Source organism: Pantoea septica, from assembly GCF_002095575.1.
GTDB classification, from domain to species: Bacteria; Pseudomonadota; Gammaproteobacteria; order Enterobacterales; family Enterobacteriaceae; genus Pantoea; species Pantoea septica.
The window spans coordinates 109,510-121,747 of record NZ_MLJJ01000012.1; the positions used below are offsets into that span (position 1 = coordinate 109,510).

Consider the following 12,238-nt stretch of genomic DNA (forward strand, 5'->3'; position numbering starts at 1 on the left):
TTTTCTTCTGTTAAGGAAATCAATATTTATGGCACGCATTATTGTAGTTACATCCGGTAAAGGGGGCGTTGGCAAGACCACGTCAAGCGCGGCCATCGCCACCGGTTTAGCGCAAAAAGGCAAAAAAACGGTCGTCATCGATTTCGATATTGGCCTGCGTAACCTGGACCTGATCATGGGCTGCGAACGCCGCGTGGTTTACGACTTCGTTAACGTTATCCAGGGCGACGCCACGCTGAACCAGGCGCTGATCAAAGACAAGCGCACCGAGATGCTGCATATCCTGCCCGCCTCCCAGACGCGCGATAAAGACGCGCTGACCCGCGAAGGCGTGGAAAAAGTGCTCAACGATCTGGCGGCGATGGATTTCGACTTTATTGTCTGCGACTCCCCGGCAGGCATTGAGACCGGCGCGCTGATGGCGCTCTACTTTGCTGATGAAGCGATTATCACCACCAACCCGGAAGTGTCGTCGGTGCGCGACTCCGACCGCATTCTCGGTATTATCGCCTCTAAATCTCGCCGCGCCGAAAACAGCCAGGAGCCAGTTAAAGAGCACCTGCTGCTGACCCGTTATAACCCTGGCCGCGTGAATCGTGGCGACATGCTGAGCATGGAAGACGTGCTTGAGATCCTGCGCATTCCTCTGGTGGGCGTCATCCCGGAAGACCAGTCGGTGCTGCGCGCCTCTAACCAGGGCGAACCAGTGATCCTCGACACGAATTCCGACGCCGGCAAAGCCTATGCTGATACCGTAGATCGGTTACTCGGCGAAGAACGTCCCTTCCGCTTTATCGAAGAAGAGAAGAAGGGTTTCCTGAAACGCCTGTTCGGGGGATAAACCATGGCATTACTCGATTTCTTTTTATCCCGGAAGAAGAACACTGCCAACATAGCCAAGGAAAGGCTGCAGATTATCGTGGCAGAACGCAGAAGGGGCGACAGTGAGCCCCACTATCTTCCGCAGCTTAAGCGCGACATTCTGGAAGTGATTTGCAAATATGTGAAGATCGATCCAGATATGGTCACCGTCCAGCTTGACCAGAAAGGCGATGATATCTCCATTCTGGAACTGAACGTGACGCTGCCAGAAACGGAAGAAGCGGCCAAATGACGGTGTCGGTTTCCTGATATTCCCCTGCTGCTCAGCAGGGGAATGTTTCCTGTCAGTACTGCGCCAGAATCGCCTCAATGCGGGTTTTAAACAGATCGCCGCGCCAGCCTGCCAGCAGCTCCGGCACGCGCGTTTGCGGCTTGAGTCCCCAGTACTGGCTCAATACCTGATTAATCTGACGGCGCGACGCCAGCAGCTCCTGGCTGAAACCGGTCTCCTCGCTCACGTCCTGCACCAGCGCCTTGATCGCCTTGAATACGTTCTTGTAGTGCGGATGATCCACCAGGTTGCCCAGCGGCGGCGGCAGCGCCTCTTCAGGCAGCGCCTGCGCGTCGGCCACCAGCGCCACCAGGGTTTTGCCGTGAAAGCGGATTTCATGGCCTGACAGGCCAAGGTGATCCAGCTCGCCCATGGAGCCCGGCATAAAGCGCGCCACTTTCCACAGATTCTCTTCGCGCACCACGAAGTTGACCGCCATATCTTTTTCGCGCGCCACATTCAGACGCCATGCCGCCAGCAGCTGCAGCGCCGCCAGCTGGCGGGGACGCAGCTGCCAGGCGTTGGTGATATCGCGCCAGGCCTCCTGCGGCTGCAGGACGTCGAGACGTCGCTGGCAGAGCTGGTCGCATTCGCTGAGCGCCGCGGCCATATTGCCCGCCGCCTCGGTCAGGGTCATCAGCTGCTGCGCGATCGGCAGCAGATAGTGCACGTCCGCCGCAGCGTAGTCGCACTGACGCTGTGTCAGCGGGCGCGCCAGCCAGTCGGTGCGCGATTCGCTCTTATCCAGCGTGACCTGGGTGAAATGCGCCACCATCGCGGCAAAACCCCAGGAGAGCGGCTGACCGCTGAAGGCCGCCAGAATCTGCGTATCGATCATCGGCTGCGGCAGCACGCCGAAACGGTGCAGGAAGACTTCGAGATCTTCGCCGCCCGCGTGCAGAAACTTTTTTACCTGCGTGTCGCTCAGCAGCGCAATGAACGGCGTCCAGTCGCTGATGGTCAGCGGATCGATCAGCACCAGCTGTTCGCCATCGAACAGCTGAATCAGGCCCAGCTGTGGATAATAGGTGCGGGTGCGGACGAATTCGGTGTCGAGCGCGACGGCCGCATGCTGGCGGGCCTTCTGGCAAACAACGGCCAGCTGCTCATTTTGGTCGATCAGGGAATAATTCAAATCTCGTTTTCACCGCGACAGACTGCGCGCGGCGCTCCATCTCATCATCAATAAAAACGCCGGGCTTCGCCGGCGTTCAACCAGAAATCTTGCCTGACGTCAGCTTGCGCTGGGTCGGGCCTCATCACGCAGTTCGCGACGCAGGATTTTCCCGACGTTGCTTTTCGGCAACTCGTCACGGAACTCAATAATTTTCGGGACCTTATAGCCCGTCAGCTGACGCCGACAGTGGTCGAGCAGCTCTTCTTTGGTCAGCGACGCCTCTTTCTTCACGATGCAGACTTTCACTGCTTCGCCCGAGAGATCGCTCGGCACGCCAATCGCCGCCGCTTCCCGCACTTTGGGATGTTGCATCAGGACATCTTCAATCTCATTGGGATAAACGTTAAAACCTGAGACGAGGATCATATCTTTTTTGCGGTCCACGATGCGGATAAAGCCTTGCGGGTCAACGGTAACAATATCGCCGCTGAGGAGCCAGCCATTTTTCAGCACCTCTTCCGTGGCGTCTGGCCGCTGCCAGTAGCCCGCCATCACCTGCGGGCCGCGGATCCAGAGCTCGCCCGGCGCGCCAGGTTCGACATCGTTGCCCTGATCGTCTACTACGCGCACGTCGGTCGAAGGCACCGGCAGGCCGATGCTGCCGGTATGTTCGGTAATGTCATAGGGATTAACCGACACCAGCGGCGAACACTCCGTCAGGCCGTATCCTTCCAGCAAATAGTGGCCGGTGAGCTTTTCCCAGCGCTCCGCCACCGCTTTCTGCACCGCCATGCCGCCGCCCGCCGAAAGGCGCAGCGTGGAAAAGTCGAGTTTATTAAACTGCGCATCGTTCAGCAGCGCGTTAAACAGCGTGTTGACGCCGGTAATCGCCGTGAAGGGAAATTTCGACAGCGATTTTACGAAGCCGGGTATATCGCGCGGGTTGGTAATTAGCAGGTTCTGACCACCCAGTTCGAGAAACAGCAGGCAGTTCACCGTTAGCGCGAAAATATGGTAGAGCGGCAGCGCGGTCACCACATTCTCTTTGCCGTCGCGCAGCAGTTTGCCGTAGGTCGCCTTGGTTTGCTCAAGGTTAGCCTGCATATTACGGTGGGTCAGCATTGCCCCTTTGGCGATGCCGGTGGTGCCGCCGGTGTACTGCAAAAACGCCAGGTCGTCGTTGGCGACGCTGGGACGCTGATAGGGCAGCGCTTCACCCTGCTGCAGCGCATGACGAAAGCTCACCGCACCAGGCAGATGGTATTTCGGCACCATCTTTTTGATATATTTCACGACGAAGTTTACCAGCGTAGCCTTTACCGGCCTGAGCTGGTCGCCGAGGCGCGTCAGGATAACGTGCTTCACCGCCGTCTCCGCCACCACCTTCTCCAGCGTATGCGCGAAGTTCGAGACAATCACAATGGCGCTGGCGCCGCTGTCGTTGAGCTGGTGCTTAAGCTCGCGCGGCGTATAGAGCGGATTGACGTTGACCACCACCATGCCGGCGCGCAGCACGCCGAACAGCGCTACCGGATACTGCAGCAGGTTCGGCATCATCAGCGCGACGCGATCGCCTTTTTTCAGGCCCAGTCCGGACTGCAGGTAAGCGGCGAACGCGCGGCTCTTTTGTTCCAGCTGCCGATAGCTCAGCGGCTGCCCCATATTGATAAAGGCAGTTTGATCGGCGTAACGCTGTGTAGCCTGTTCAACTAAATCGACCAAAGAGGTATAACGATCCGCGTTAATTTCGGCGGGCACATCTGCCGGATAGCGTTTCAGCCAGACCTTATTCAAGGGTTCACCTCGATTTATATGTTGTTGTTCCATTGCATCCCCGCCACCCAGCCAATTAACAATATTTTAACTCATTGTACCAGTTTGCCGGATTCGGCCTGCTGAGGTTGCGAAGCGCATCACTAATTTTCATCCCGCTTTTCAGCGGCAATAAAAAGCCCGGTCGCGACAGGCGCGGCCGGGCCTGAAATTTTGCGTAAAACGCTTATTCGGTCAGAATGGTTTCTACCTGCGCGGGCCCGCTGTTCATACCCCAGTAAGGGTTGGGTCCCCAGTAGCCGGGATGACGACGCGACGGGCCGTACCAGATCCAGGGATCGATCGGCTGCGGCGGCGTGTTGATCTGCTGCGTCAGATGCCAGCGCTGATAGCCGCGCACATCGACCACCACAAAATTGTAGCTGGCGGCGCCGATGGTGCCCTTCTCCGTTCCCTTGATATTGCCCAGCACGGTAACGTACTGGTTGTTCACGTCGGTGGGATCGACGAAGTTATTGATATCGGCATAAATACGCCCGACGGAAGCGGCGCCTAAACGCGGCCGCGCGCTGTCGTCCAGCGGCTGCGTGGCGATCTCCAGCCGGGTTTTGCCGTTAAGGTTGGTGACCTTAACCACTTTGCCGCCGAAGCGGGACTCCTGACCGACATAGAGCGACGGATCGTTCATCACGCGAACCAAATCCTGCTGGGGAAGCTCGGCGCTTCCTTTAATCGCATCCGGCACCGTGACGCACCCGCTGAGCAGCAGCGCGCAGGCTAACAAAACACCGGACATTCCTTTATGACATACTGACATAGGCATTCTCCTAAAAGATGTTTGTTAGACTGGCGCTGTCGCAATAAGTTGCGCCGGAGATTCTCAGCGACCCGGCAATTTTTTCCACGCCACTTCGTTACGCAAATAGGTCGGTTCGGCGTGCTCAGGCTGAACGGTTGCGCCGCGCTGCCACGCCTGCTCCGCCAGCGGCAGCATATCTTCCGCAGCGGGCAGTTCGACGCCGCTCTCTCTGAGGGTTAAGGCGTGGCCCTGCTGCAGCTGCGGCCAGGCCTGCCAGCCGGTGCCGGCGATAAACCACTCGCCTTCCAGCGCCTGCATGCGCGCCAGCGCCGCATCCGGCGGCAGCACGCTTTCGCTTGCTTCACCCTGCCAGACGCCCTGTGCGTCGCGCTGATATTCGGCCCAGTAAACCTCGCCCATGCGCGCGTCGATCGCCGCCAGCACGCGCGTCGCGCCCTGCTGGCGATACGCGCCCTGCGCCAGCGTCGCCAGCGTCGAGATGCCGATCATCGGCAGCATGGCGCCGAACGCGAGGCCCTGCGCGATACCGATGCCGATACGCACGCCGGTGAAGCTGCCGGGACCGCGGCCAAACGCCAGCGCGTCGAGCGCCGTCAGCTCCAGCTGCTGCGACTGCAGCAGCTCTTCGATCAGCGGTAGAATACGCTGGGTATGGTCGCGCGGCGCGATTTCAAAACGGGCATCGATCTGCTGCTGATTAAGCAGCGCGGCTGAACAGGCTTCTGTCGCAGTGTCCAGCGCCAGGATTCGGGAAGACATAACAACCTCGGGTCATTCAAAACGGCGCGCATGTTAGCACAGCCAAAGGAAAATTACTGTTTCGCTTGCTGCGTGAAGGCGATAGCGCGCGCCAGATCGCGCGTGCGCGGCGTCGGCGGCAGGCTGTTGAGAAACAGCGCGCCGTAGGGACGCGACACCAGCCGCTGATCGCAAATCACCAGCACGCCGCGATCGTCCGTGTCGCGGATCAGACGCCCTACGCCCTGCTTCAGGGTAATCACCGCGTCCGGCAGCTGCACGTCGCTGAAGGGATCGCCGCCGCGCAGGCGACAATCTTCCATACGCGCCTTCAGCAGCGGATCTTCCGGCGAGGTAAAGGGCAGCTTGTCGATAATCACCAGCGACAGCGCATCGCCGCGCACGTCGACGCCCTCCCAGAAGCTGCTGGTCGCCACCAGCAGCGCATTGCCCGCTTCGATAAACTGTCGCAGCAGCTGGCCTTTGCTGGTTTCGCCCTGCACCAGCACCGGCAGCGTCATGCTGGCGCGAAACTCCGCCGCCAGTTCGCGCATCATCAGGTGCGAGGTACAGAGAAAGAAGCAGCGCCCTTTATTGGCGTCGATCAGCGGCTTCATCATGCGCGCCAGCTGACGCGCGCCGCCGGGGCGGTTCGGCTCCGGCAGATTGCGCGGCACGCAGAGCAGCGCCTGACGGCTGAAGTCGAACGGGCTGTTGAGGATCAGGGTCTTTGCGCTGCTGACGCCCAGACGATCGGCGAAATGGTGCATCTCTTCATTGACCGCCAGCGTCGCGGAGGTGAATATCCACGCCGCTTTGCGCGCGTCCATCACTTCGCGGAAGCGTTCCGAGACCGAGAGCGGCGTTAAGGCAAGGGTAAAATGGCGCGAGGTGCACTCGTACCAGTAGCTGTAGCCGGGCTCGCTGATGGCGCGCAGCCGCTTGAGGCGTCCCCGGTAGAGCGCGGCGCGCTCGAAGGCCGCGTCCAGCAGCGCCGAACGTCCCAGCGACATTTTTATGACGTCGTAGCAAAGCTCGAGCGCGTCGTCGAGCAGCGTAAACATGCGCTGTACGTTGTTGTCGGCGAAGAGTTCGCGCAGATTGCCGCGGTAGCCCGGATCGCCCAGCGTCAGGCGGAAATCCTGCGCGCACTGCGCGAGGCGGTCCGCCGATTTTTGCAGCTGCTGCACGTCGCGCACTTCGGTGCGGTAGGCAATATTGATGTCCTTCGCCAGGTCGAGCAGCTGGCGGCTGGAGAGCTGCTGGCCGAAGTACTGGCTGGCGATATCGGGGATTTGGTGCGCCTCATCGAAGATCATCACGTCCGCTTCCGGGATCAGCTCCGCGAAGCCGCTCTCTTTGACGACCAGATCGGCGAGAAACAGATGGTGGTTAACCACCACCACGTCGGCGTCCATCGCGCGCTTGCGCGCTTTGACCACAAAGCAATCTTTGTAGAGCGGGCAGTCGCTGCCGAGGCAGTTGTCGTTGGTGCTGGTCACCAGCGGCCAGATGGGGCTGTCTTCGGTGACGCCGCCGCAGCTGCTGATATCGCCGTCAACGGTTTGCGACGACCAGCCGCGCAGCGTGACCAGATCGCCCAGCGCCTGGGCGTTTAGATCGCCGCCCGCCATCGACTGCTGCTCCAGCCGCTCCAGACAGAGGTAGTTGGAGCGTCCTTTCAGCAGGGCGGTTTTGCCGGTGAAATTTAATGCCTTCGCGATGGTCGGCAGATCGCGGCCGTAAAGCTGATCCTGCAGCGCCTTCGAGCCGGTTGAGACAATCACTTTTTTTCCGGCGCGCAGCGCAGGCGCCAGATAGGCGTAGGTTTTCCCCGTGCCCGTTCCCGCCTCTACCACCAGTTCGCCGCCGGCCTTCACGGCCTCTTCTACTGCCTGCGCCATTTCACGCTGCGCCTCGCGCGGCTTAAAGCCGGCAATCGCCTGCGCCAGCGCGCCATCTACTGCAAAATCGTCCGCCACACTTCCTCACCCGTTTCGGCAAAAACACTGTAATTATGTCAGTATTCCGCCGGCCGCTCCACAACTGATGACAGCGCCCCCTGGACTATGCCAGGCTATCAACTGGAAAAGTAAGGAGAAACAATGACCATTACCCGTATCGATCCCGAACACCGCATGTCCGAAGCCGTAATCCACGATCAAACGGTTTATTACACCAGCGTGCCGGAAAACCTCGACGCCGACGCCGAGGCGCAGACCGCCAACGCGCTGGCGGTGATTGACGCCCTGCTGACGCGCGTCGGCTCGGACAAGAGCAAAATCCTCGACGCCACTATCTTTCTGGTGGATAAGGCCGATTTCGCGGCGATGAACCGCGCCTGGGACGCGTGGGTGTCGCCCGGCAACGCGCCGGTGCGCTGCACCGTTCAGGCCGGGCTGATGAATCCGAAGTATAAAGTAGAGATCAAAATCGTCGCGGCGCTATAGGCTGCCGCGCCGGACGCTACTCTTCATCCTCGTCATCTTCGAAGCGCGCCTGGATCCGCTCGCCCGTATGGGTCTGGCGGATCTCCTGCGCGACCTGAGTGATCGCCTCTCCGCTGGACATGCCGCCAGCCATCAGCTCCTGAATACGCTCCACCGCCTGCTGCTGCTGCTCGTGGGAGAGCGCCGGTAAACCTTTAAACATCATTCACTCCTGGTTGCGGGGCGGGCACGGTTCCGTGCGGAACAAACAGGTGCCAGCCGGGAAAAAATATGTCAGGCTAACGCCCTTATCGATGTCTTATTTTTGCCGAAAAATGGTCTCAACGCTCAGTCTACACTATACGCAGGATGCGCTCAGCGCGCATTTCGCCAGGATGTCGCATCTTCCCTGGGCGATGCTGCTCACCTCAGGTCATGCCGATCATGCGGATAACCGCTTCGATATGCTGACCGCCGATCCGCGCGCCACGCTGGTGACCCACGACGGCCTCACGACGATAGACGCGGACGGCAGCGTCAGCCAGAGCGCCGACGATCCGCTGCTGCTGGTGCGGCGGCAGTGCGAGGCGCTGGGCGCGCCTCCCGACTGTCGCGACGACCTGCCGTTTCAGGGCGGCGCGCTCGGCCTGTTCGGCTACGATCTCGGCCGCCGCTTCGAGCGCCTGCCGCAGCAGGCAGCGGACGATCTGACCACGCCCGATATGGCGATCGGCATTTACGACTGGGCGCTGATCGCCGACCATCATCTGCAGCGCCTGACGCTGGTGTCGCTGGGAGACGCGCAGGCGCGGCTGCGCTGGATGCTGCAGTGGCCGCCGCGCGAGGCTGCGCCCTTCTCGCTCACCAGCGGCTGGCAATCGAACCTGAGCTACCGCGACTACGCCGAGCGTTTTCACGCGGTGCAGGCCTATATCCAGGCGGGCGACTGTTATCAGGTCAATCTGGCGCAGCGCTTTCAGGCGCGCTATCAGGGCGATGAGTGGCAGGCGTTCTGCCGCCTTAACGCCGCTAACCGCGCGCCGTTCAGCGCTTTTCTACGTCTGCCCGATAGCGCGATCCTTAGCCTGTCGCCGGAGCGCTTTGTATCGCTGAAGGGTGATGAGATTGAAACCCGGCCGATTAAGGGCACGCGGCCGCGCGCGGCCGATCCCGAACGCGATCGTCGTGAAGCGCTGGCGCTGGCGCAGTCGGAAAAAGATCGCGCCGAGAATCTGATGATCGTCGATCTGTTGCGTAACGATATCGGCCGCGTCGCCGCGCCGGGATCCGTCAGCGTGCCGGCGCTGTTCGTGGTCGAGCCTTTTCCGGCGGTGCACCATTTGGTCAGCACCATACGGGCGCGCCTGCCCGCCTCGCTGCACGCCAGCGATCTGCTGCGCGCCTGTTTCCCCGGCGGCTCCATTACCGGCGCGCCGAAAATTCGCGCCATGGAGATTATCGACGAGCTGGAGCCGCATCGCCGCAACGCCTGGTGCGGCAGCATCGGCTACCTCAGCCTCTGCGGACGCATGGACACCAGCATCGCTATCCGCACGCTGATCGCCGAACGGCAGCAGCTGTTCTGCGCGGCGGGCGGCGGCGTGGTCGCCGACAGCGAGCTGGATGCCGAATATCAGGAAACGCTACACAAAGTCAGCCGCATTCTACCTGCGCTGTCCGGAGACGACGAATGAAGCCGCTGACGCTCGACGCCTTTATTACCCGCTTTATGCTTCATCAGCCGGAAAAGCCGCAGCAGCGTCCCGCTGGTCGTCAGGCCGCGGTGCTGGTGCCCGTCGTCGCGCGAGACGCGCCGGGCCTGCTGCTGACGCGCCGTTCGCGCGAGCTGCGCAAGCACGCCGGTCAGGTCGCCTTTCCAGGCGGCATGCAGGACAATACCGACGCCTCGCTGGTGGCGACCGCGCTGCGCGAGGCGCAGGAAGAGGTGGGCATCGATCCTGGCGAGGTGAAGGTTATCGGCCAGCTTGCCCCCGTTACCAGCAGCACCGGCTTTCGCGTGACGCCGGTGGTCGGCATCATCTCGCCGCAGATTGCGCTGCACATCAATCCCGACGAGGTGGAAAGCGCCTTTGAGATGCCGCTGGAAGAGGCGCTGCGGCTCAACCGCTACGCTTCGCTGGAGGTGCGGCATGCCGGCCTGCGTCATCCGGTCTGGCTTTCTGTCTATCAGGAGTATCTGGTGTGGGGGATGACGGCCGGCATTATCCGTTCCCTTAGCCAGCAGATCGCGTTCTGACGCCCGTTCCGCTCTGTTTTCTCCTTTTACAACAACTGATTGCGATCTGCCGCACAGCATAACTATTTCTCGCCTGAACGATTAGTTTATTTCATGCGAAAAGGCGTTTGTTTCCACGGGTCGACGATTACTATTAGCGCCATAAACTGCCCCGGCAGAGATAAAAAATTATTTGTGAGGAGTGTCGCCTGTGATTAGCGTTTTTGACATGTTCAAAGTGGGCATTGGCCCGTCGAGTTCCCATACCGTGGGGCCGATGAAAGCAGGCAAGGAGTTTGTCGACCTGCTGGTTGAACAGGGAAAACTTCAGGAGGTGACGCGCATCGCCGTGGATGTTTACGGCTCGCTCTCGCTAACCGGCAAGGGCCACCATACCGATATCGCCATTATTATGGGACTGGCGGGCGCCTCCCCGGCCACGGTGGATATCGACAGCATTCCCGCCTTTATTAAAGAGGTCGAGCAGCGCGAACGGCTGCTGCTGGCCAACGGCGCGCATGAGGTAGACTTTCCGCGCGAAGGCGGCATGGTGTTCCGCAGCGAGAATCTGTCGCTGCATGAAAACGGCATGCGCCTGCTCGCTTTTGCGGGCGACCTGCTGATCTTAAGCAAAACCTACTATTCGGTCGGCGGCGGCTTTATCGTCGACGAAGAGCATTTTGGCCAGTCGACGCTGGATGAAGTGAGCGTGCCCTGGCCTTTCCACTCGGCGAAAGAGCTGCTGGCGCACTGCCGCGAAACCGGCCTGTCGCTCTCTGGCCTGGTGATGAAGAACGAACTGGCGCTGCACTCGCGCGACGAGATCCGCGACTACTTCACCGACGTCTGGCAGACCATGCAGGCCTGTATCGATCGCGGGCTGAATACCGAAGGCGTTCTCCCGGGTCCGCTGCGCGTGCCGCGCCGCGCCGCCTCGCTGCGCCGTCTGCTGACCTCGTCGTCTAAACACTCCAACGATCCGATGAACGTCATCGACTGGATCAATATGTTCGCGCTGGCGGTCAATGAAGAGAACGCCGCCGGCGGCCGCGTCGTTACCGCGCCGACCAACGGCGCCTGCGGCATCGTTCCGGCGGTGCTCGCCTATTACGATCACTTTATCGAAACCGTGACGCCCGATATTTTCACCCGCTATTTCCTCGCGTCGGGCGCCATCGGCATCCTGTATAAAATGAACGCCTCGATTTCCGGCGCGGAGGTGGGCTGTCAGGGTGAAGTGGGCGTGGCCTGTTCCATGGCGGCCGCCGGACTGACCGAACTGCTGGGCGGCAGCCCGGAACAGGTCTGCGTCGCAGCCGAGATCGGCATGGAGCATAACCTCGGCCTGACCTGCGACCCGGTGGCCGGCCAGGTGCAGGTGCCCTGCATCGAGCGCAACGCCATCGCCTCGGTGAAGGCGATCAACGCCGCCCGCATGGCGCTGCGCCGCACCAGCGAGCCGCGCGTTTCGCTCGATAAGGTGATCGAAACCATGTATGAAACCGGCAAAGATATGAACGCCAAATATCGCGAAACCTCGCGCGGCGGCCTGGCGATAAAAGTTCAGTGCGACTAATGTCTCGCCGTCGGTCGTTTATTGCGCAGTCATCATGAATTGCGCGTCTGGCCCTACCCCATCGCCCTGATTAACGATAGAGTAATGATTCGCGCGACCTTCTCAGCTCGCGCGGCTGTTTCAGTACTGCTTTTTTTATCAAGCATGGCTAAACCTTATTTATGCCTTGCCGATAATCTCCCCGTTATCCTGCTTTAATTTCGTGTGTGGAAGGTGGTTACTGATGCTTTTGGCCCAGCAGTATGTTGGACAGTTTCGCCGTAAGCGACTCTTTATCGCGTTGGTGATTGCCGCTGTGGTTCTGATATTGACGCTGGCTTTTCGCTTCTTCGAAGAGAAATCGCGTATTGAGCAGCAGTCGCTTAATTTTGCTGACAACGCCATTCAGCGCTTTGA

At 60.3% G+C, this 12,238-nt stretch carries 12 protein-coding genes and 1 pseudogene; 7 read left to right on the forward strand and 6 right to left on the reverse strand.

The annotated features are described in order from the left end of the window. The first annotated feature begins 28 nt into the window (after nt 1-28). Together minD and minE are read left to right on the forward strand one after the other, a co-directional pair. On the forward strand, nt 29-841 hold the full coding sequence (minD, locus tag HA46_RS08915) for a septum site-determining protein MinD (protein WP_033746633.1): 813 nt from the start codon (nt 29-31) through the stop codon (nt 839-841). A 3-nt stretch (nt 842-844) separates the two neighbouring features. Beyond that, nucleotides 845-1,114 (forward strand): cell division topological specificity factor MinE, encoded by a 270-nt coding sequence (gene minE / locus HA46_RS08920; protein ID WP_033746630.1) that lies wholly within the window; start codon nt 845-847, stop codon nt 1,112-1,114. 52 nt (nt 1,115-1,166) lie between these two features. Here the strand turns inward: minE and rnd are convergent, their stop codons facing one another. From rnd to yoaA, 5 genes are all read right to left on the reverse strand, one after another. Continuing rightward, nucleotides 1,167-2,288 carry a ribonuclease D gene (gene rnd / locus HA46_RS08925; RefSeq protein ID WP_033791220.1) on the reverse strand — a complete coding sequence of 374 codons (1,122 nt, stop codon included), beginning with the start codon at nt 2,286-2,288 and terminating at the stop codon, nt 1,167-1,169. A 99-nt stretch (nt 2,289-2,387) separates the two neighbouring features. Beyond that, nucleotides 2,388-4,064, reverse strand: coding sequence for a long-chain-fatty-acid--CoA ligase FadD (gene fadD / locus HA46_RS08930; protein ID WP_143807615.1), 1,677 nt, complete (start codon nt 4,062-4,064; stop codon nt 2,388-2,390). Between the two features lie 205 nt (nt 4,065-4,269). Continuing rightward, nucleotides 4,270-4,860: a Slp family lipoprotein gene (locus HA46_RS08935; protein ID WP_084883734.1), complete on the reverse strand. Its 591-nt coding sequence runs from the start codon at nt 4,858-4,860 to the stop codon at nt 4,270-4,272. 63 nt (nt 4,861-4,923) lie between these two features. Then, nucleotides 4,924-5,622 (reverse strand): tRNA (adenosine(37)-N6)-threonylcarbamoyltransferase complex dimerization subunit type 1 TsaB, encoded by a 699-nt coding sequence (tsaB, locus tag HA46_RS08940; protein ID WP_084883737.1) that lies wholly within the window; start codon nt 5,620-5,622, stop codon nt 4,924-4,926. A gap of 53 nt (nt 5,623-5,675) precedes the next feature. Next, nucleotides 5,676-7,583 carry a DNA repair helicase YoaA gene (gene yoaA, locus HA46_RS08945; protein WP_084883740.1) on the reverse strand — a complete coding sequence of 636 codons (1,908 nt, stop codon included), beginning with the start codon at nt 7,581-7,583 and terminating at the stop codon, nt 5,676-5,678. Between the two features lie 123 nt (nt 7,584-7,706). On the opposite strand from yoaA, the gene HA46_RS08950 reads away from it, so the two are divergent. Continuing rightward, nucleotides 7,707-8,051, forward strand: a complete 345-nt coding sequence (locus tag HA46_RS08950) for a RidA family protein (RefSeq protein WP_033791224.1) — start codon at nt 7,707-7,709, stop codon at nt 8,049-8,051. A gap of 16 nt (nt 8,052-8,067) precedes the next feature. Here the strand turns inward: HA46_RS08950 and HA46_RS08955 are convergent, their stop codons facing one another. Then, nucleotides 8,068-8,253, reverse strand: coding sequence for a YoaH family protein (locus HA46_RS08955; protein ID WP_033791226.1), 186 nt, complete (start codon nt 8,251-8,253; stop codon nt 8,068-8,070). Nucleotides 8,254-8,365: 112 nt separating this feature from the next. On the opposite strand from HA46_RS08955, the gene pabB reads away from it, so the two are divergent. The 4 genes and pseudogenes from pabB to HA46_RS21310 all read left to right on the forward strand — a co-directional run. Beyond that, entirely contained in the window at nt 8,366-9,724 is a 1,359-nt protein-coding gene (gene pabB, locus HA46_RS08960; protein WP_084883743.1) for an aminodeoxychorismate synthase component 1, read from the forward strand. Next, entirely contained in the window at nt 9,721-10,287 is a 567-nt protein-coding gene (locus tag HA46_RS08965) for a CoA pyrophosphatase (protein ID WP_084883745.1), read from the forward strand. The genes pabB and HA46_RS08965 overlap by 4 nt, the downstream gene beginning before the upstream one ends. A gap of 190 nt (nt 10,288-10,477) precedes the next feature. Continuing rightward, a complete protein-coding gene (locus HA46_RS08970; RefSeq protein WP_033791232.1) occupies nt 10,478-11,842 on the forward strand; it encodes an L-serine ammonia-lyase in 1,365 nt (454 codons plus the stop codon). A 223-nt stretch (nt 11,843-12,065) separates the two neighbouring features. Then, nucleotides 12,066-12,238, forward strand: a pseudogene (locus HA46_RS21310) (cyclic diguanylate phosphodiesterase); the annotation flags it as partial.